This is a genomic window from Janthinobacterium sp. 75 (assembly GCF_004365495.1).
Classification (GTDB): Bacteria; Pseudomonadota; Gammaproteobacteria; order Burkholderiales; family Burkholderiaceae_D; genus Janthinobacterium.
The window spans coordinates 3,238,468-3,257,622 of sequence record NZ_SORD01000001.1; the positions used below are offsets into that span (position 1 = coordinate 3,238,468).

Annotated in this window: 19 protein-coding genes; 8 read left to right on the plus strand and 11 right to left on the minus strand. The window is 64.5% G+C overall.

Going from position 1 to position 19,155, the window contains the following annotated elements:
• Positions 1-19 precede the first annotated feature (19 nt).
• From C8C89_RS14850 to C8C89_RS14885, 8 genes are all read left to right on the plus strand, one after another.
• Positions 20-514, plus strand: a complete 495-nt coding sequence (locus tag C8C89_RS14850) for a hypothetical protein (RefSeq protein ID WP_133990664.1) — start codon at positions 20-22, stop codon at positions 512-514.
• 244 nt (positions 515-758) lie between these two features.
• Positions 759-2,348 (plus strand): TrkA C-terminal domain-containing protein, encoded by a 1,590-nt coding sequence (locus tag C8C89_RS14855; RefSeq protein ID WP_133990666.1) that lies wholly within the window; start codon positions 759-761, stop codon positions 2,346-2,348.
• 198 nt (positions 2,349-2,546) lie between these two features.
• Positions 2,547-2,762: a hypothetical protein gene (locus tag C8C89_RS14860; protein ID WP_133990668.1), complete on the plus strand. Its 216-nt coding sequence runs from the start codon at positions 2,547-2,549 to the stop codon at positions 2,760-2,762.
• Positions 2,763-2,936: 174 nt separating this feature from the next.
• Positions 2,937-3,326, plus strand: a complete 390-nt coding sequence (locus C8C89_RS14865; protein WP_133990670.1) for a hypothetical protein — start codon at positions 2,937-2,939, stop codon at positions 3,324-3,326.
• A gap of 237 nt (positions 3,327-3,563) precedes the next feature.
• The gene (locus tag C8C89_RS14870; RefSeq protein WP_133990672.1) at positions 3,564-4,754 is read left to right on the plus strand and encodes an acyl-CoA dehydrogenase family protein; all 1,191 of its coding nucleotides are present in this window, start codon (positions 3,564-3,566) and stop codon (positions 4,752-4,754) included.
• Between the two features lie 16 nt (positions 4,755-4,770).
• Entirely contained in the window at positions 4,771-5,916 is a 1,146-nt protein-coding gene (locus C8C89_RS14875; protein ID WP_133990674.1) for an acyl-CoA dehydrogenase family protein, read from the plus strand.
• Positions 5,913-6,410 carry a MaoC family dehydratase gene (locus C8C89_RS14880; RefSeq protein WP_101481765.1) on the plus strand — a complete coding sequence of 166 codons (498 nt, stop codon included), beginning with the start codon at positions 5,913-5,915 and terminating at the stop codon, positions 6,408-6,410. The genes C8C89_RS14875 and C8C89_RS14880 overlap by 4 nt, the downstream gene beginning before the upstream one ends.
• Positions 6,403-6,858, plus strand: coding sequence for a MaoC family dehydratase (locus C8C89_RS14885; RefSeq protein ID WP_101481764.1), 456 nt, complete (start codon positions 6,403-6,405; stop codon positions 6,856-6,858). Before C8C89_RS14880 ends, C8C89_RS14885 begins: the two co-directional genes overlap by 8 nt.
• 10 nt (positions 6,859-6,868) lie before the next feature.
• On the opposite strand, the gene C8C89_RS14890 is transcribed toward C8C89_RS14885, so the two are convergent.
• From C8C89_RS14890 to C8C89_RS14940, 11 genes are all read right to left on the minus strand, one after another.
• On the minus strand, positions 6,869-7,792 hold the full coding sequence (locus C8C89_RS14890) for a diguanylate cyclase (RefSeq protein ID WP_133990676.1): 924 nt from the start codon (positions 7,790-7,792) through the stop codon (positions 6,869-6,871).
• Positions 7,789-12,270 carry a PAS domain-containing protein gene (locus C8C89_RS14895; RefSeq protein WP_133990678.1) on the minus strand — a complete coding sequence of 1,494 codons (4,482 nt, stop codon included), beginning with the start codon at positions 12,268-12,270 and terminating at the stop codon, positions 7,789-7,791. The genes C8C89_RS14890 and C8C89_RS14895 overlap by 4 nt, the downstream gene beginning before the upstream one ends.
• A 233-nt stretch (positions 12,271-12,503) precedes the next feature.
• Complete coding sequence (locus tag C8C89_RS14900; RefSeq protein WP_133990681.1) at positions 12,504-12,869, minus strand: NirD/YgiW/YdeI family stress tolerance protein; 366 nt, start codon at positions 12,867-12,869, stop codon at positions 12,504-12,506.
• A gap of 27 nt (positions 12,870-12,896) precedes the next feature.
• The gene (locus C8C89_RS14905; RefSeq protein WP_133990683.1) at positions 12,897-13,469 is read right to left on the minus strand and encodes a prepilin-type N-terminal cleavage/methylation domain-containing protein; all 573 of its coding nucleotides are present in this window, start codon (positions 13,467-13,469) and stop codon (positions 12,897-12,899) included.
• A gap of 88 nt (positions 13,470-13,557) precedes the next feature.
• A complete protein-coding gene (locus C8C89_RS14910; protein ID WP_133990685.1) occupies positions 13,558-14,295 on the minus strand; it encodes a hypothetical protein in 738 nt (245 codons plus the stop codon).
• Positions 14,295-15,068, minus strand: coding sequence for an ABC transporter permease subunit (locus C8C89_RS14915; RefSeq protein WP_243858027.1), 774 nt, complete (start codon positions 15,066-15,068; stop codon positions 14,295-14,297). Before C8C89_RS14915 ends, C8C89_RS14910 begins: the two co-directional genes overlap by 1 nt.
• Positions 15,068-15,784: a type II secretion system protein gene (locus C8C89_RS14920; RefSeq protein WP_101481758.1), complete on the minus strand. Its 717-nt coding sequence runs from the start codon at positions 15,782-15,784 to the stop codon at positions 15,068-15,070. Before C8C89_RS14920 ends, C8C89_RS14915 begins: the two co-directional genes overlap by 1 nt.
• On the minus strand, positions 15,781-16,503 hold the full coding sequence (locus C8C89_RS14925) for a hypothetical protein (protein ID WP_101481757.1): 723 nt from the start codon (positions 16,501-16,503) through the stop codon (positions 15,781-15,783). Before C8C89_RS14925 ends, C8C89_RS14920 begins: the two co-directional genes overlap by 4 nt.
• Complete coding sequence (locus tag C8C89_RS14930; protein ID WP_133990687.1) at positions 16,500-16,916, minus strand: hypothetical protein; 417 nt, start codon at positions 16,914-16,916, stop codon at positions 16,500-16,502. The genes C8C89_RS14925 and C8C89_RS14930 overlap by 4 nt, the downstream gene beginning before the upstream one ends.
• A complete protein-coding gene (locus C8C89_RS14935) occupies positions 16,913-17,596 on the minus strand; it encodes a hypothetical protein (protein ID WP_243858028.1) in 684 nt (227 codons plus the stop codon). Before C8C89_RS14935 ends, C8C89_RS14930 begins: the two co-directional genes overlap by 4 nt.
• Complete coding sequence (locus C8C89_RS14940; RefSeq protein ID WP_133990689.1) at positions 17,593-19,155, minus strand: hypothetical protein; 1,563 nt, start codon at positions 19,153-19,155, stop codon at positions 17,593-17,595. Before C8C89_RS14940 ends, C8C89_RS14935 begins: the two co-directional genes overlap by 4 nt.

Genomic DNA, 19,155 nt, shown 5'->3' on the forward strand with positions numbered 1-19,155 from the left:
TCCAAAAGGAGGCAAGCGGATGAAGACTGTGTTTCGCGCCGCCGGCATGCTCGCGTTGATGGCGCTCGGGGCCTGCTCGGAGGAGTGGCATCCGCTTGATCGCCATTTGGCCCAATTGCGACCGGACGCGGTCGCAGCGCTGCCCGATATGGCCTGGCCGGCCGGCACGCTGCTATGTCCGCTGACCATGTACCAGAGCCAGCTGCCCAGCTCGGAGCCTCTCGCGGAGAGCGTCAACGCATTCCTGGCGCAAAAACAATTTGTGGGTGATGAAGGCCACTGGTCACTCATCGTCGTCAAGCCCGCTCCAGCCGGCAACGACAGCATCGAACAACTGACTTTCAAGCGCAACGGCTTCGATGTCATCAACGAACCGTCGATGCTCAAGCTGGATGCCGTGACAGTGCCGAAGGGGTTTGCGCTGAAGACTTGCGTACCTCTAGAGCGCGCCCGGGTGCTGGTCACTCGCCTACAAAGAACTGATCGAACACTGATCATTTTTGGAACGGTCTGACGAGATATTGATAAAGCATATTTCTATCATCACAACATGCAATTGGATTGTTATGTTGCAACGCGGCATCATTGCACCTGTCTCCTCTACTTCCTCACAGGAATTAGATTCAGCCCGCTCCCGCAGCGGGCTTTTTTTTGCCCGTTTTTGAGCGCATGAACGAGCGCACGCTTGCTCGTCATCATCGCCATCGTGTTGCTTTTGTGCATGCTAAACTGGGCTTTCTCCAGATCAAGGTTGTCTGATGCTTCAATTATTTCGCCACACGCTGGAGTCGACGCCCATCCTCGCCCTGTTTCTCGTCATCGGCGCCGGTTATGCGCTGGGGCGTATCAGCGTGTTCGGTTTTTCGCTGGGCGTGGGCGGCGTGCTGTTCGCGGGGCTGGCGTTGGGCGCATTCGCTCCCGGCTCCGTGCCGCCGCCGATGGTCGGCTCCATCGGCTTGCTGTTGTTTCTGTATGGCATAGGCGTGCAGTATGGCGTGCAGTTTTTCGCCGGTTTGCGCGGCGCGGGCCAAAAACACAATCTGATCGCGTTTGCCGCCGTCATGGGCGGCCTGGCCGTGTCCGTATGGGGCGGGCAGTGGATCGATATCTCGCTGCGCATGGCCAGCGGCGTGTTTGCCGGCGCCATGACCAGCACGGCGGCCCTGCAGGCGGCACTGGAAGCGTCGCACGGCAATGGCGACGCAGCCGTCGGCTATGCCGTCGCGTATCCTTTCGGCGTCGTCGGCCCCATGCTGGGTCTGTACCTGGCCGGGCGCATCTTGAAACCCGTGCTGACGCCGCCGCCCGCGCCCATCGTTGTGTCGGAAATTACCATCGACGAAGCGAAATTGGCGGGCGCGGCCTTGTCCGAACTGGCCGATGGCCCGCTGGCCGGCGTGCAGGTGATCGGCGTGCGCCAGGGGCACCAGAACCGCTTGCCCGATCCATCGCTGGTGCTCGGCGTGGGCGACGCGTTGATGGTGTCGGGCACGGTGGCGGGCGTGGAAGCGGCGCGCACGGCGCTGGGCCATTTGGACCCGGGCCGTTTGATGAAGGACCGCAGCGCGTTCGACGGCACGGAAGTGTTTGTGTCCGACGCGGAAATCGTTGGCGTGCCGCTGGGCGAACTGAACCTGTCGAAAGACTTCCCCTTGCAAATCGCCTTCATACGCCGCGGCGACGCCATGATTTTGCCCCATCCCTTCCTGACCCTGGAATTTGGCGACAGGGTGATGGCCATTGCGCCAGCGAAACACGCGGCCGACGTGCGCAAGCTGTTCGGCAATTCCATCACGGCCACGGCCGAGTTCAGCTATGTCTCGCTGGGCATGGGCATGGTGTTGGGTGTGTTGCTGGGACTGGTGCCTATCCCCTTGCCCTGGATAGGCTCGTTCAGCCTGGGCCTGGCGGGCGGCCCGCTGGTGATGGCGCTGATCCTGGGGCGCCTGGGCAGAGTCGGCAAGATCAGCTGGCGGCTGCCCCTGTCGGCCAACCTGGTCATGCGCAACTATGGCTTGACGATTTTCCTCGCTTCCGTTGGCATGGCGTCCGGCTTGCCCTTCGTGCAGCAGGTGGGCGCCGATGGCTTGCCCATGCTGGCGCTCGGTGCCGTGACGGTGCTGGTGGTAGTGGCGCTCGTCGTGATTCTTGGCAAGATTTTCCTGCGCCTGCCGTTTCCTGAATTGCTAGGCATTGCGGCAGGCGCCACGGGCAACCCGGCCGTGCTGGTGTTCGCCAACCGCCTGGCCAAGTCGGACCGCCCGAACCTCGGCTATGCCATGATTTTCCCCAGCATGACCATCGTCAAGATCGTCGCCGTGCAGGTGCTGCTGCATTTGTATGGCTGATTTTTGCCTGGATTTTTATCTAAACTTCAGCTTGCCCGCGTCTTTCAACACAATAGGCCAACAGCAAATATTCGCATCGATGTGACAATGTGTGAATTTTTCTTATTGGCAATTCGTTAAGCTCTTGGGCCGTATCCTGCCGGAGTCGCTCAAACAGATGACCGCGCTGGTGGTGCTACTGAAATAGGAAAGAAATTGATGAGCAATAATTTATGGTTGGGTACCGTCGTTTTGGTATCTTTCATTTCCGGATGTAGCGAATCTCCGCCCGAGAAGAGTCCGGAAGAAATTGAAAAAATTGCCTTGGATTGTGGTGCTACAAAGCCACAAATTGAGGCATGGTTTGCAACGCATAAAACCGGTTGGGCGGAGCACGTCGCCGAGGGCGTAAAGTGCATTCAAGATCATCCGTAGACTGCGAGAGAATATTCACGCAATACCCATGTTTGCCATGATTTTTTCGGCCATCGATCGACAATAAAGCCAGCTAACCGCCAGTAAATACCGACACACGTGGGCGAGGCTCCTGGGAACTTCGACTATCGGCCAAAAGCGGGCTGTAATGTACACCTACTTGAAGGAATAAACTTGCCACCCACGCGTTTCTTCATCTTCATTGTGGTTTCATTGCTCGTATTCATCGGCATCCTGCGCTGGACCTTGCGCGCCAGGCCGGTGATGCCGACCGCTGGCCTCACTTGCGGCATTGCTTTCGTCGTCGTAGTTGTCGGCATGTGTTTTGCCAAGTTCGGTGCGACCGCCGGGTTTCCATGGCCGGTCTACTATGGCGTCCCGGCCGCCGCAACACTTGCACTTCCTCCGCTGGCGTTCCGCATGCAGCGCAGCGAGTTCGCTTGGTACGTGTTGCTGGCCTTTGCTTCGTCGCCGGCAATCCACGCAGTCTTCTCATTCTTCGTGGGTTGGCATGAGTACATGCCGTTTTGGCCTATTCCTTCACTCTGGGATATGCATTCCTGACTGTGTCGCGAAGCTATGGCGGCTGTGTCTGGCATTACAATCGGGCATGCACTCACTGGTCGCCGTCTGTGGCGGCTGGCCAATTCGAGTCAACTCCCTCTCCGCGCCAGCCTTTGTAAAACCCCTGGCGCCGCCCCCATTCTGTTGTACAATCCTTGAGAACGGTCGTGCTTTTTTGTGCGCTGAGCTTCCTTGCGTGCAGTCAATACGGCAACCGATAAGAACAAGGAGACAGACATGGACCTGCATTACACGGCCGAGGAAACGGCGTTCCGCACTACGGTGCGCGCCTTCCTCGACACGCATTTGCCAGCGGATTTGCAGCGCAAGGTGCGTCAGCATCTGCGCATGAACCGTGATGATTATGTGCGCTGGCACAAGATTGTCGCGCAGCAAGGCTGGGCCGCACCGGCCTGGCCTGTCGAACATGGCGGCACGGGCTGGACGGCCGTGCAGCGCCATATCTGGGAAGACGAGTGCGCGCGCGCCGCGACGCCGCCGATTTTGCCTTTCGGCATCAACATGGTGGCGCCCGTCATCATGGCCTTCGCCAGCGCCGAACAAAAAGCCTATTATTTGCCGCGCATTTTGAACTGCGACGACTGGTGGTGCCAGGGATACTCGGAGCCGGGTGCCGGTTCCGACCTCGCTTCCCTGAAAACCACGGCCCAGCGCGACGGCGACCATTACATCGTGAATGGTCAGAAAACCTGGACCACCCTGGGCCAGCACGCGGACATGATCTTTTGCCTGGTGCGCACGGATAGCACGGTGCGCAAGCAGGAAGGCATCAGTTTCTTGCTGATCGACATGAAAACGCCGGGGATCACCGTGCGCCCCATCATCATGCTCGATGAAGAACATGAAGTGAATGAAGTCTTCTTTGACAATGTGCGCGTGCCCGTCAGCAATCTGGTGGGCCAGGAAAACAAGGGCTGGACTTACGCCAAGTATCTGCTGGGGCACGAGCGTACGGGCATCGCCGCCGTGGGCCGCTCCAAGCGCGAGCTGACTTTCCTCAAGCAGCTGGCCATGCAGCAATCCAAGCGCGGTGCGCCGCTGCTGCATGATCCCGCTTTTGCCGCCAAGGTGGCCCATCTGGAAATCGAACTGATGGCGCTGGAAATGACGGTCTTGCGCGTCATCAGCGAAGAGGGCAAGGGACCGGGACCGCAGGCTTCCATGCTGAAGGTGCGCGGCTCGGAACTGCAGCAGCAACTGACGGAACTGATGGTGGAAGCGCTCGGCCCGCAAGCCTTGCCTTTCGACCCCGATTTTCTTGACGGCAGCGCGCCGCACAGCGCTGGCGGCGACGACCTGGCCGCGCCGCTGGCCGCCTACTACTTCAATTACCGCAAGACATCGATCTATGGCGGCTCGAATGAAATCCAGAAAAACATCATCACCCAGATGATCCTGGGCCTGTAAGCCAGAAGGAGACGACATGGACTTCCAATTTAATCAGGAACAGCAGCAATTTGCCGACGCGCTCAGGCGCTGGGTCGACAAGGATTACCCGTTTGAAACGCGCAAGCAAATCGTCCACTCGGCCACGGGCACGTCCGATTCCGCCTGGGCCACCCTGGCCGAGCTGGGCATGACGGCCTTGCCGCTGCCGGCCGGCGCGGGCGGCTTCGACGGCTCTGCCGTCGACATGCTGCTGGTGATGCAGGAACTGGGGCGCGGCCTGGTGGTCGAACCGTATCTGGCCACCATGCTGGGGGCGCGTTTTCTCACCCTGGCCGGCGGCCATGATGGCGTGCTGGAGCAGGTCGCCAGCGGCAGCCTGAAACTGGCCTGTGCGCTGGGCGAGCGCCAGTCGCGCCACGATATGCACGATATCGCCACCACGGCCATCGCCGGCGGCGACGGTTTCGTGCTGGATGGCGAGAAGACCGTCGTCATACACGGCGCCCAGGCGGGCGCCTTGATCGTTTCGGCGCGCAGCAGCGGCGGCCAGGATGAGACGGACGGCATCTCGCTGTTTCTCGTGCCTGTTGACGCACCGGGCGTTTCCGTGCGCGACTATCGCACTATCGACGGCCAGCGCGCTGCCACTGTCACCTTTGTGCAAGTGGTACTGGGGCACGACGCGCTGCTCGGCCAGGCGGAGCAGGGCTGGCCCGTGCTGGATGCTGCCGTGGATTACGGCGCCACGCTGCTGTGCGCGGAAGCGGTGGGCGCCATGGACGCCATCTTTGCCGCCACCCTCGAGTACCTGAAGACGCGTCAGCAGTTCGGCGCGCCGATCGGCAAATTCCAGGCCTTGCAGCACCGCATGGCCGACATGTTCATTCACCTGGAGCAGGCGCGTTCGATGGCCATGCTGGCCGCCGCCAAGGTCGATAGCGACGACGTGGCGGAGCGCCGCCGAACGGTCTCCGCCGCCAAGGCGCGGGTGGGACTGGCCGCCACCTTTGTCGGCCAGCAAGCCGTGCAATTGCATGGCGGCATGGGCGTGACGGATGAATTGCCCGCCGCCCACCACTTCAAGCGCCTGTCCATGATCGGCCTGACCCTGGGCGACGTGGAGCACCATATCGAGCGCTTTATCGCCCAGCCGGGCTTCTTGCCGACGGAGACCGCATGACCGCATTGACCGGAATCAAACCCAAACACTGGTATTTCGAAGACTTTACGCAAGGCCTGGAAATCGACCTGGGCCAGCGCCACGTGACGGAAAAGGAAATCATCGCCTTCGCCACGGATTTCGACCCACAGCCCTTCCACGTCGACCATGCGGCTGCCGAAAAGACCATCTTCAAGGGCGTCATCGCCAGCGGCTGGCATACCTGCGGCATGATGATGCGCCTGGTGGTGGACAATCTGCTCAAGCACTCGTCCAGCATGGGCTCACCCGGCCTGGACAGCATCCGCTGGCTCAAACCCGTGCGCGCGGGCGATACCTTGCACCTGACCTACCAGGTCAAGGAGGTGCGGCCATCGACGTCAAAGCCGGACCGTGGCATCGTCATTTCCGTGTGGAGCGTGCGCAACCAGCATGGCGACGTGGTGACGACGGTGGAAGGCATGGGCATGTTCGGCCGCCGCCCGGTGGCGCAAGAGGAGCAGGCGCGTGCGTGATATCGCCGGCATTGCCGGTTTTAAAGCATTGGCGGGGCAGCACGTAGCTGTCTCCGACTGGCTCACCATCACCCAGCAGCGCATCGACACCTTTGCCGACGCCACGGACGACCATCAGTGGATTCACGTCGACGCCGAGCGCTGCGCGCGCGAGTCGCCCTACGGCTGCACCGTGGCGCATGGTTTCCTGACCTTGTCCTTGCTGCCGGCCATGCTGCAGGGGGCGCTGCACATGGCCGGCATCCGCATGGCCATCAACTATGGGCTCAATAAAGTGCGCTTTCCCGCGCCCGTGCCCGTCGGCAGCCGATTGCGCGCGCGGCTCGACATTCTTTGCGTCGACGACCTGCCGGAAGGGGCGCAAGTGAACTGGGCCGTCACCATGGAGCGCGAGGGTGACCCGAAACCCGTGTGCGTGGCGGAGTTTTTGATGCGCTGTTATCCGTAAAGAATCAATTTCACGCCCCGTCCGACGCACAATACCTGTCCCGCCCCGTATGCTTGGCGCGGTACAGCAGGGCGTCGGCGGCGCGGATCAGGGCGCTGGGGTCCATGCCTTCGGTGGGCATGACGCTGGCCACGCCCAGGCTGATCGTGACATGCGGGCCGACGCTGGATCTGGCGTGCGCGATGTGCAGGGCGCGCACTTCGTCGAGCATGCGCCGGGCTACCACTTCGGCGCCGTCCCTCGTTTCCTGCGGCAGGAGGATGATGAATTCCTCGCCGCCATAGCGCGCCAGCAGGTCGGGCGGGCGCACGGCGCAGCGGCGCAGGGCGGCGCTCACCTGCTGCAGGCACAGGTCGCCCGCCTGGTGGCCATACGTATCGTTGTAATCCTTGAAGTGGTCGATATCAGCCATGATGAGGGCCATCGGCACGCCATCGCGCGCGCAGCGCCGCCATTCGCTGTCCATGGTGTCATTGAAGCTGCGCCGGTTGGCCACGCCCGTCAGCGAGTCGGTCAGCGACAGTTCGCGCATGGCGTCGGCCTGCCGTTTGATGGTCAGCTGGCTGCGTACGCGGGCGCGCACGACGGCTGCGTTGAACGGTTTCGTGATGAAATCGACGGCGCCCGCTTCCAGCGCCCGCGTCTCGTCTTCTGGCTGGTTCAGGGCTGTGACGAAGATGACGGGAATGGCGCTCAGGATGGTCGATTCGCGCAGCGCATTGCAGACGGCATAGCCATCCATGCCGGGCATGACGGCATCGAGCAGGATCAGGTCGGGCAGTTGATTATGCGCAATTTCCAGCGCCTTCTCGCCGTTCAGGGCGAACAGCACGTCGTGTTCCTCACGCAGCAGCTGGTGCAGGATCTGGATGTTTTCCATGGCGTCATCGACGATGAGGATGCGCCCGTTCATGGCAAGGTTGGTCCAGCTCACTTGTTTTCCTCTCGTTTCAGCTGATCGAGCACAAGCTTTTCCGCTTCGGAAAAATTCAAGGTCTCGATCGCGTTTGCCATCGCCAGAGCCGCTTCCCGGTCTGACTGTTGCAAGGCGGGGTGCAGCGCGTGGAATTGTGCCAGCGCCTTCAGGTTATTGTTGCGGATCAAGACGAGCAGCTCGGCCAGGCCGGCACGCAGGTCGATTGGCCCGCTGCCGGGGGCGGGGGGCGCCGGCTGGCTGCGCCGCAGGGGCGAGGGCAGCGCGCGCGCCGCTTCGATGACTTCGGCCATGGCCAGTTCCAGTTGTCCGAGGAGGGCTGCGGTGGCGTGCGCGCGGCCCCCTTGCAGCGCCTTTTCCGCTTCGCCAGCCAGGCTGGCGATGTGGGTGGCGCCCAGGTTGGCCGCCACGCCGCACACGCGGTGCAGCAGCTGTGCCGCCTGCCGCGCCTGGCCAGCAGCCAGCAGGCGCCGGGTTTCCTCGACGGCATCGCCTTGCGAATTCTCAAAACGCTTGAGCAGTGCCAGGAAGGCGCCATAATCACCGCCGAAGCGGTGCAGTGCCGCTTCCAGGTCGATGCCGGGCACCGCGGCCGGCACTTCCAGCGTTTCCGTGCCGGCATTGCCTGCGTGGACGGCGCTACTGCCCTTCCCCTGGGGCGCCTGCACCAGCCGGGTCAGGGTCTGGATCATCTCGTCGACATCGATGGGCTTGGCCACGTGCGCATTCATGCCGCTGGCGATGGCGCGCAGGCGGTCCTCATCCATGGCATTGGCCGTCATGGCGATGATGGGCAGGTCCGGCAAGCCCAGCGCGCGGATGGCCAGGGTGGCGTCGTAGCCATTCATGACGGGCATCTGCAAATCCATCAGCACCGCATCCCAGGCGTCCGGCGTGCTGGCGAGCAAGTCGACGGCCAGCTTGCCGTTGGCGGCCACAGCCACGCGCGCGCCCGAGTGCAGCAGAATGTACTGCGCCACTTCCTGGTTGATTTCATTGTCTTCCACCAGCAGCACGCGCATGCCTTCCAGCAAGCCCGACAGGGGTGTGGACACGGGCAGCGCGGACGGGGCGCTGCGGCCTTCGCGCACGGCCGTCACGGCCGCCAGCAGGCGCGCCGGGGTGGCCGGTTTCGAGACGATGCCGGCCAGCATCAGGCTGTCGGCCAGGCGTTCTAGGTTTTCGCTATCCTGGTCGGCCACCAGCATGATCACGGGCGGCAGCACCAGGTGTTCGTCGGCGCGTGCCTCGGTGAGCATGGAAATGCCATCCATGCCTGGCATGGCCGCGTCGAGCATCACCAGGTCAGCCGGCGGCAAGCCGTCCATGCCGCTGGCGCTGGCGCGCAGCAGCGCCAGGCCGGCCGCACCGCTGTCCGCGCTGCGGCTGTGCCAACCCTGCGCCGCGCACCAGTCTTCCAGCATGGCGCGCACGCTGGCATTGTCGTCGATGATCAGCAGCGACAGGGCCTTGGGGGCACTCTTGGCGGGCGGCTCGGACGGCGGCGCCACCTTGTCGAAGCGGCAGCTGAAGCGGAAGTCGGAGCCTTCGCCCAGCGCGCTTTTCACGCTGAGTTTGCCTCCCATCAATTCCACCATGCGCCGGCAGATGGCCAGCCCCAGTCCCGTGCCACCGTACTTGCGGCTGGTGCCGCTGTCTCCCTGGGAAAACGCGTCGAAGATGCGTTCCTGCTCAGCTGCGCCGATGCCGATGCCCGTGTCGCGCACGGAAAACTCCAGGGTGGCGCTGGCCGCATCCTCGGCCACCTTGGCGATGGCCAGCACCACTTCACCATGCGAAGTAAATTTGACGGCGTTGCCCACCAGGTTGATCAGGATCTGTTCCACGCGCAGGGCGTCGCCGACCAGTTCGTCCGGCACGCCGGGGCCGAGCACGAACACGGGTTCCACGCCGCGCGCCCAGGCACTGCTGGCCAGCAAGACGCCTACGCTGTCCAGCATGCGTTCGAGCTGGAAGCGGTGCTGTTCCAGCACCATCTGCCCCGCCTCGATCTTGGAAAAATCGAGCACGTCATTGACGATATTGAGCAGCGACTGCGTGGCCATCTGGATCTTGCCGACATAGCTGCGCTCGCGCCGCTCCAGCGGCGACTCTTCCAGCAGGCGCGCCAGGCCGATGATGGCGTTCATCGGCGTGCGGATTTCATGGCTCATGTTGGCGACGAATTCGCTCTTCGCGGTGCTGGCCGCCTCGGCCTTGTCGCGCGCGCGCACCATTTGCTCGTTGAGCTCGTGCAGGCGCAATTCCGTGCGCTTGAGTTCGGACACGTCCGAGGCCAGCACGAAGAAGCCGCGCACGCCGCCGCCGTCGTCGACATCGGGGATGTAGTTAGTCCACGTATGGCACACCTGGCCGGCGGGATCGAGCAGGTCGCGCTCGAAGCTTTGCGGCCGGCCCGCGAGCACGCCCTCGACATGGGGCGCATACACGTCGAACAGTTCCTGCCCCAGCAATTCGCTCATGTGGATGCCGGCCAACTCGGCGCTATTGCGGCCAAACCATTCATTATAGAAATTATTTGCGAAGCGGCAACGCAAATCGGCACCCCAGTACGACACCATGCCGGGCAGGTTGTCGGTGACGGTGCGGATGAAGCGTTCGCTCTGTTCCAGGCGCAAGGTGGTGGCGTGCAGCACCTCGGTGGCGCGCTTGCGTTCCGTGATATCGATCGATACCCCCAGCACGTGGCTGGCGCGCCCGGCATCGTCGCGCAAGACCACCTTGCGCGTGGTGAAGTGGCGCGTGGTGCCGTCGGCCGTATTGATCGCCTCCTGTTCGATTTCCACCATCTGCCCCGTGGCCAGCAGCTTGCGGTCGGCGCTGATGAATGCGCTGGCTTGCTGTGGCGGGAAGAAGTCGTGGTCCGTCTTGCCCAGCAATTGCTCGCGCGAGCGTCCCAGGGTCAGTTCGGCGTGGCGGTTGACCATTTCAAAGCTCAGCTTATCGGCGCGCTTGACGAAGACCATGGCCGGGATGTTTTCGATAATGGTGCCGAACAGATGTTTCGAACGGCGAAATTCCGCTTCGCTGCGCCTGCGCTCGCTGACGTCCAGCCACAGGCCCGATACGCCCAGCAACTGCTGGTCCGGGCCGAAAATCGGGTGATACGAGACGATCCAGTGGCTCAGCTGTTCGCGCTGCTGTCCGCTATGGCCTTTCAACTCCATGTCGACGATGGGGATGCCCGTTTCCAGTACCTGGCGCACGCAGCGCTCCACGTCCGCGCGCACGGCGTCGTCGAACAGCATGGCGCCCACGGGACGGCCCAGGTGCTGCGTCACGCTGGCGCCGTTGATGGCGGCCAGGTAGTGGTTGATCATGACGATGCGCAAGTCCAGGCCCACGAACAGCATGCCGATGGGCGCCGTCGCATACACGGTTTCCAGCAGGCGCGTGGATTTTTCCAGGGCCAGCGTGCGTTCGGCCACCAGGCTTTCGAGCTGCGTGCGGTGGCGCCGCAGGTCGCGTTCCAGCGCGCCCAGGGCATTGGCCATGTCGGCCGATTCGCGGTCCGTGTGCCTGTTCGAGAGCAGCGGTTTGCCCTGCGCCAGCGCGTGGATCTGCAAGGTCAGTTCCTCCAGGGTACTGGCCAGGCGGCCGCCCACGCGCCAGGCCAGGGCAAAGCCGGCGCCCAGCAGCAGGGCCAGGATGACGGAACCCGTGACTACTGAGCGCATCAGGGCTTCAGCTACCGTGCTGGTGCGCATGGTGACGGCCACCGTCCAGCTGTCGTCGGGAGCGCGGCGAAAGCCCGTGTAGACGTCCAGGCCTTCCAGGGTGGCATGGCGCAGCACGCCTTCGCGCGCCTGGCGTATCTGTTCCAGCAGGGGCGCCGTGCTGCGCTGGCCCACATAGCGCTGCGGCGCCAGGGTGCGCGCCACGTTGATGCCGTCGGCATTGATGATGGCCGCGCCCAGGTAGGCAGGCAGGTGCAACTCGCGCAGCAGTACGGACAGATAGTCGGGCGGGTAGAGCGCCGTCAGCACATAGGCGGGCCCCTTGTCGCGAGGCAAGGGCAGGTTCAGGGCCAGCCGCGGCACGTCGTCCGGCGCCATGAGCAGGCTGGTCAGCCGCGGCTTGCCATACTCGCGCGTGCGCTCGATGCTGGCGGCCCATTTTTGCGGCAGGGGAGGCGCCGCCTGGCTGGCGGGCAGGACAGTATTGATCAGCTGGCGTTCCCTGGCGTCGGAGACGATGAAGGCACTGACGGCCAGACCCGGTTGCAACAGGCTGTCGCTCAGGGCGCGCAGGGCGCCGACGTCGTCGGTATGCAGGGCGGACGAGGCGGCCAGGATGCGCCCAGCCATCTGGGCGCCGTTCAAGTCGCGTTCGACGGCGGCGGCGACCGCCAGCGCCGCTTGCGCCGTTTCCCTGACGACATGCTCGCGTTCGCGCGTGTAACTATGCGCGACGAGCAGGAGAAACACGAGCGCCGTCGGAATGACCCAGGCGAGCACCAGCCACGAAATTCTTGAGCGTATCGAAGGCAAATCTTGCACCCGGAAAGCTCCCAGAATGGATGAGTAGACAGGCAGGCTCACGCTGGCGCTGGCTGACCTTGAATGAAAAGATGCTAGACGAAATTGATTGTTCTGACAAGCCTAGTTTCTGGGATGGAAAAAAGCTTGTGCAAGGCATACAGAGGAGGGGTAACGCCCATCCCGCCATGGCGGCGGGATGGCAAGCAAATTTACGGGACCAGGGTCAGCACGTCGACATCGATTTCCGGGCTTTCCATGAAGTCTTTTTCCACTTCACCACGGATTTCCACCTGGGTCTTGGCATCGATCTTGCGGTTCATGAAGACCTTGTCGTCGATGTCCACGCGGATTTCCGCCGTGCCATCGGAGAAGGTGTATTTCTCCTTGCCCACTTTACGCAGCAGGTGGCCGCGCAGCACGACGGCCTGGTCGTCGACGGGATTTTTCAGGATGGCGGCCACGCTGCTGGGCGCGGTGGGGCCAGCCGTCGGTCCCACGTACTGGGCTTGCGCGCTGCCGGCCAGCAAGGCGCAAGCGGCGGCCAGGGAGACGATGAGTTTATGGTGCAATGACATGGTACTCCTTTGATAGTGACTGCCTTGTCAGAAAAACACGGCGGTACGGGGAATGATAGCACCGGTATTACCATAGGGCGCGTTCGCCCGCACGCTGCCCGTGTTGGCCACACCATCGTCGAGTTTGCTGTCGATCTGCTCGGCGTAGCTTTCGGGCAGGTTGTCGAAACGGATGCCGTTGCCGGCCCGGCCGCCCACTTCATCGTTGTACAGGTAGACGGCGCCGCCCTGGGCACTGGTCATGAATTGCGAGGTGCCGTTGTAGGAGCCGGTAATGAAGCCGCCCAGCGCCAGGTGCTGCGGCGCCAGCGTGAATTCGCGCGGCTGGCCGTCGCCGATCTGGCCGTCGCCATTGCCGTTGCCGGCCGAGTTGGGCACGTGGGTGGTGCCCTGGATATCGTCACCGGGCAGGGCGCGGAACTTGTCCTGGTAGGCGTTGACGGCGGCCGTCAGCGCATTCGACTGCTGGATGATGTTTTTCACCTTGGCGCTGTCGATCAAGCCTTGCCCTTTGAGCACGCCGCCGAGCAGCAGGCCGATGATGACCAGGACGATGGCGATTTCTACGAGCGTAAAGCCGTGCTGGCGGCGTGAGAGCATGGGGATTCCTTGGAAAAAAAGTGCTGGGACTTGATATCGCAGTTTACTGCAATTGGCGCCGGATGCGCATGGCATTTCAGGCTGCGGGTCATGGCAGCATCTTTGCTTTCTTTGCGGCAATCTGCTTGGCAAGTTCGTCGAGCTGGCGCGCCAGGAAAGCCAGTTCGTGCGGGTCGCTGATCTGGCCACTGGCGATCAGGCCGCCGATTACCAGGCGGGCGCTGTCGAGCTGGTCCATGTCTTGCAGGATGAACGCTTCCATCTCGCGCACCCAGGATGGTACTTGCGGCCCTGTCGCCAGCTGGCGCAGCTGGCGCGCGTAGCTGAGCGCCAGCGGCAGGTCGTGCAGCTGGTGCTTGGCCACCAGCGCCGCCTGCGCCATGGCGGGCCAGCGGCGGTCCGGGTCGGCGGCAAAGCTGGCGGCGACAAAGGCCAGCATGCGCCGCGCGCGCTGCGGATCGGCCACGCCTGCATATACTTCGCTGGCGGCCACCAGCGCGTACTGGCTGCGCGGATCGAGCGTTTGCGCCGTCTCCAGCCAGCCGGCCAGGCGATTATAGTCGAGCTGGCGCCAGGGCAGGCTGACGCCGGGCTGGTCCTCGAACGATTGCAGGTACAGCAGCATGGCCTTAGCCATGGCCAGCGGCTCGCCCAGGCTGGCCAGGCGCGCCACGGCTGCAGGCGGCGCGGCAGGCAGGGGCCGCAGCTGAGCCGGCGAGTGCTGCTGCGCCAGGCGCCAGCCCAGCTGCAGCAGCAGACAGGCCGCCAGCAGCCAGTACAGGGGGCGCGGCACGCTGGACCAGGGGCGCTGGGTGGTCTTGGCCATCAGATGTTGCGCCGGTAAAAGTCGCACAGCGCGCAGCTGCCCAGCAAGCCGACATAGATGATGGTTTGCGCCGCCACGCGGCCCAGCGCTTGCCAATCGCCCGTCGCGTACAGCAGCCAGTCTGTGCGCGTAAAGGCGTCGAGGCTGGGCAGGAGCAGGGCCAGCACGTCGATGGTGCCGGCCGTGGCCCGCTGCAGCCAGGAGTCGCCCGCCTGCGGACCGTGCGCCAGCAGTTGCAGGCTGCCCAGCATGCGCGCCAGCACATAAAAGCCCCCGGTGGCGGCCAGCGCGGGCAAGGCCTGTTGCAGGCTGGCCGCGCACAGCAGGCTGAAGGCGGCGATTATCCACAGTTCTCCCAGCAGGGACAACGCCCACAGCGCGCTGTGCGCGGGCGCGGCGAACAGCGCCATCAGCAGCCCGAACAGCACGGCGGGCACGGCCGCCAGCGCTCCATAGCCCAGCAGCTTGCCCAGCAGGTAGGCGGCGCGCGGCATGGGCAGGGCCAGCAGCAACTCGAGGCCCCGGTCGGCCGCTTCGCGCGCCATGCTGGTGATGATGAACGTGGCCAGCAGGAAGACGCTGGCCAGGCGCAAGGTGGCCGCCAGCAGCGCCGCCTGCACGGCGCCGCTTTCCGTCAGCGCCAGTTGCTGCAGGAAGCCTGCCAGGCCGGCAGCGCCGCAGGCGGCCAGCACGAATAGCCATAGCAGGCGGCTGCGCAGCGCTTCGAGCAGCGTGTAGCGGGCGATGGTGAAGGTGGGCAAGAGCATCGGCATCAGCGTGGCAGCCTCTGTGCCACCACCATGCGGTTGAACAGGATGTTCGGCGACAGCCAGGCGACGAGGTCGTCGAACTCGCCGCCGGGCTGCTGCGGGCCGCTGGCGGCGCGGCTGATGACGGTGGTGGCGTTCGACGCGTTGTTGCGTTCGTCGACATTGTTGCCAAAAGGCACAGCCCGGCGCTGGCCCTGCACGCTCGTGGCGCCAAATCCGTTCTTGCCATGGGACATGATCATGGCGGGGATGTCGTTCAGCGCCGTCGCCTGCAGCAGCGCGCCGCCATTGCGCGTCACGATGCTGATGTCGCGCGGCGTGGACAGGCTGAAGAGCTGGTCGCTGTCGCTGAAAGCGGGCGTCACGCTGTAGCGGAACAGATTGCTCCAGCTGTCGCCTTGAGCCAGCCCCAGGGTGGCCCACGGCAGGAAGCCGGCGCGTTTTTCGCCCGTGCAGCGGGCGCCGCGCCGGTCTTCCAGGCCATTGCCGGCGGAGATGGCCGGACACGGCAGGTAGCCGTAGCGCAGTGCGTAGCCCGTCAGCGCTTCCTTCGCCTCGTCCAGGGCCTTTTGCGTCTCGGCCACCTTGCGCTGTTCCAGCTGCACCGTCAATGGCGTGACCAGGCCGCCTATCATCAGGCCAACGATGACGAGCACGATGGCGATTTCGATCAGGGAAAAGCCACCCTGGCGGCGTCGGGAGCAGTAGATGTTGCTCATGGCAGGTTGCGCGCGGCGCGCATGCGTTGATACAGGGTGGGCAAGGTGATCCAGCTCAGGATATCGTCAAAGGCGCCACCGGGTAGCGCGGCATTGTCGCTGGCGGGACGGGCAATGAAACTGCGGCTGGCGCTGTCGTTGCTGGCTTCATCGATATTGCCGTGCGCCGTATTGATCTGGGTCACGCCGCTGGCGGCCGTGCCGTAATGATCCTTGCCTTGCGAGAACACGACGACAGGCAGGCACTGGGCGCTGATGTCGCATTGCTCCTGGCCCGCCACGAAGGCGAAGTCGCCGCGGCCATCGCGTGTGAGGACGACGCGGTCGGCGATGGCGGAAAATGAGACGATGGGCGCGCGCGCCATTGCCGGAGTGACGCTGTAGCGCAGCAGCTTGCCCCAGGCGTCGTTGCCCTCCACGCCCAGCGCCACCCACGGCAGGAAGCCGCTGCACTGGGCGTCGTCGGCGCAGTCGCCGGCCCGTTCGCGCCCGTCGAGGGCGGAGGCGGCTGGACGGGGCAGGCGGCCTTGCGTGGCGGCAAAGCCCAGCAAGGCTTCGCGCGCCTGCGCCAGGGTGGCCAGGGTGCGCTGCTGGCGTGCGGCCTCGCCCGTATTGCGGCCGAAGGCGCCGATCAGGAGGCTGGCCGCGCCCAGGCCCAGTACGGCCAGCAGCAGCAACAGGGCGGCGCCGCGCTGGCGATACTTCTGTCCTGGCGTCATTGCTGCATCTCCTGCGCCTCGGTGACCGTGCCGCTGGCCGGGTCGTAGCGCTGGCCGGGCTTGAGCCGCACCACCTGGCCCGTCGACAGGCGCAAGGTCAATGTGCCGGGCATGCCGGACTTGTCGCGCGCGAGACGGTTGTGTGGCTCGTTCTGCGTTTCCTGGTTCAGCCAGACGGTGGAGCGGCCGCTGCTGCGCACCACCACGCCATTTAATTCCACGGGCGGGCCGGGCGGCGGCGGCGGCGGGGGCGGCGCCAGGGCCGGATCGGCGGGCGGCGGCCCGTAGCGTTGCGCGTCGATCTGGGCGCGCTGCTCGGGCGACAGGAACAATCGTCCCAGATGGGAAGACTGGGCGCGGGCCGTCAGCGCGGTGCAAGCCAGCAGTGCGCACAGGACAAGGGCGCGTCTCATGGCCGCCCCAGTTCGGGCACGGCCACGCTGCCCAGAGTCAGCCACAGCAGCTCGCATTCGGCGCCCAGGGTAGGCGGCGCCCCACTGGCGCCCCCGGCCGCTGCCTGGCGCTTGAGCGTGCAATCCTGCACGGCGAAATAGCCGGCCTGGCGCAAATCGTCAAACAGGTTCAGCAAGTCCATCTCGTGCAGCAAGTCCATCCGAAGGCGCATGTGGCTGCCGCGCAGATGATATTGCCCCATCACCATGGGCAATGGCACTTGCAGCGCTTGTTGCGGGCTGATTTCGTAGCTGATCGGCAGTAATTTGCGTTGTTCCTGGCTGCGGCGTATGGCGTCGATCCAGGCCAGGCGGTTTTCCTCGCCGATCAGGCCGCGCTGGCGCAGGGCCAGAAATTGCGGTTCGTAGGCGCGGATTTCCTGCTTCTCCGCTTCCGCGTGGTTGAACAGGGTGGTGGCCGCCGAGCGTGTGCGGTGCGCCATGTCCAGCTGCTGCGCTTCGCGCGCGCGGTAGGTGGCGCTCAGGCTGAGCAGCACCATGCTGGCCAGCAGGGTCAGCGCAAAGCACAGCAGGGCGTTACGCACCAGATGCAGTTCGCCAAGCCAGGCGGGCAGGGCGCGCGCGGGCCTGCCGGCACGCTGCATGCCGGGAAGGGGCGGCTGCTTGACGGGGCCGCTCATGGCTGCCACGCGAGCAAGAGGGTAAAGCGGGCCTGGCTGTCCGGCGACGAAGCGGCGCTCTTGCCGGACAGGGCCACGGTGGGGCGCAAGTCCAGCGGCGTTTCCTCGATTGTCACCTGCATGCCCGGCTGGCGCGCCAGGGTTTGCGCGAAGGCCGTGATGGTGGCCAGCGCGGCGCGGTAGTCATTGTTCGGCATCGCCACGTCCGCTTCCAGGCGCAGCGCCTGCGGTGGCGCGACAGGAATGCCGGCCAGGGCGCTGCCGCCCTGCAAGCTGGCACCAGGCTGCTGCGCTGGCTGGCTGGCTGCCGTGCGCGCGGGCGCCTGGCCCGCATGCCAGTGCAACTGGCTGAGCGCTACCTGCGGCGCCTGGTCCAGCGCGGCGCCCAGGATGCCCAGCAGCCGGCCCGGTTCCGGCGCCTGGCTGGCGATCATCTGGCCCAGGGTCACTGCCACTTTCATGTTCTGCGTCTTGGCCGGCGCCGGCGGCTGTGTCGACATGACTATGCGGTAGCGCTGCTGGTAGGACGCCGTTTCCTGCGCCAGGCGCTCCGTGGCGGCACCGTCGGCAATGCCGCCGAGCAAGTTAATGGCACACCACAGGGCTGCCGATCCACCGATCAGCGCGCTGAGGCCATACAGCGTGTTGCGCGCGCGCTGGAAGTGATAATAGCGGGCCAGTGCGCCGGGCGGATAATGGCTGGACGGCGGATGCTTGCCCAGCAAGGTCAGCAGCAATTCGTCGGCCAGCGCCGGCGTCCGGCGCAAGCCTACCCGTTTGCCGGCCAGCTGCAGGTCGATGAAGTGGTAAGCCACTTCCAGGCCGTTGTCGCACAGCAGTTCGAGCTTGGCGATTTGCACGGCCGGCGCGAGGATGACGGTGTTCAAGACGTCGCCGCGCGCCAGCATGCGCGTGCTGGTGAGAAATTGCCGCGTCTTTTCCGTTTCCAGCGCAATATTCACGGCCACGCCATCGAGCGCGATGGCCAGTGTCTGGCGCGAAAAGCGCAGCTGGCCTTTTTCGTAATAGCTTTGCCGCAAGCCGCCCGATTGCTGCGTGACCAGCAGCAGGTGTTCGTGCGCGATCGACAGCTTTTTTACCAGCGCAATACTGAGCAGGCTGGTCGAATAAATGCCGGCCACGGGCACGCGCAAGTGCTCGAGCGTCTCTGTCCACGGCTGCAGCAAGGCGGGATTGGTCAGCGCAAAGAACAGCACCTGGTCGTCGTGGCGGCCAGAGTCTTCGCGGCCCAGCAAGGTGCTGCCACGGTAGGGTGTATCGCGGTGCAATTGCTGCTTGCGCCGCTCCAGCAGCGCCCGGCCCGCCTTGCCGCGCACGTGGGGCAGCAGCTGGCGCTGGAAATCTTCCTCGATCAGGTCCGTCAGCAGGTAGGCGGGCACATCGAGCCGCTGTCCCTGCGGTTCTTCCAGCCATGCGGCGAATCCGTCCACCCCGGCCGTACTGGCAGGGAAGGTCTGGCCCTGGCCCAGCACGCCGTGGTCCCAGTCGTAGGCGCACAGGGCGTCGCTGGTAATGTAGAGTAATAGTTTGCGGAACAC

Excerpts from the sequence above, each read along its gene's own strand:
- C8C89_RS14930 (WP_133990687.1), bottom strand. The coding sequence starts at position 16,916 with ATGAGACGCGCCCTTGTCCTGTGCGCACTGCTGGCTTGCACCGCGCTG.
- C8C89_RS14915 (WP_243858027.1), bottom strand. The coding sequence starts at position 15,068 with ATGCCGATGCTCTTGCCCACCTTCACCATCGCCCGCTACACGCTGCTC.
- C8C89_RS14870 (WP_133990672.1), top strand. The coding sequence starts at position 3,564 with ATGGACCTGCATTACACGGCCGAGGAAACGGCGTTCCGCACTACGGTG.
- C8C89_RS14875 (WP_133990674.1), top strand. The coding sequence starts at position 4,771 with ATGGACTTCCAATTTAATCAGGAACAGCAGCAATTTGCCGACGCGCTC.
- C8C89_RS14910 (WP_133990685.1), bottom strand. The coding sequence starts at position 14,295 with ATGGCCAAGACCACCCAGCGCCCCTGGTCCAGCGTGCCGCGCCCCCTG.
- C8C89_RS14920 (WP_101481758.1), bottom strand. The coding sequence starts at position 15,784 with ATGAGCAACATCTACTGCTCCCGACGCCGCCAGGGTGGCTTTTCCCTG.
- C8C89_RS14935 (WP_243858028.1), bottom strand. The coding sequence starts at position 17,596 with ATGAGCGGCCCCGTCAAGCAGCCGCCCCTTCCCGGCATGCAGCGTGCC.
- C8C89_RS14905 (WP_133990683.1), bottom strand. The coding sequence starts at position 13,469 with ATGCTCTCACGCCGCCAGCACGGCTTTACGCTCGTAGAAATCGCCATC.
- C8C89_RS14855 (WP_133990666.1), top strand. The coding sequence starts at position 759 with ATGCTTCAATTATTTCGCCACACGCTGGAGTCGACGCCCATCCTCGCC.
- C8C89_RS14925 (WP_101481757.1), bottom strand. The coding sequence starts at position 16,503 with ATGACGCCAGGACAGAAGTATCGCCAGCGCGGCGCCGCCCTGTTGCTG.
- C8C89_RS14850 (WP_133990664.1), top strand. The coding sequence starts at position 20 with ATGAAGACTGTGTTTCGCGCCGCCGGCATGCTCGCGTTGATGGCGCTC.
- C8C89_RS14900 (WP_133990681.1), bottom strand. The coding sequence starts at position 12,869 with ATGTCATTGCACCATAAACTCATCGTCTCCCTGGCCGCCGCTTGCGCC.
- C8C89_RS14880 (WP_101481765.1), top strand. The coding sequence starts at position 5,913 with ATGACCGCATTGACCGGAATCAAACCCAAACACTGGTATTTCGAAGAC.
- C8C89_RS14860 (WP_133990668.1), top strand. The coding sequence starts at position 2,547 with ATGAGCAATAATTTATGGTTGGGTACCGTCGTTTTGGTATCTTTCATT.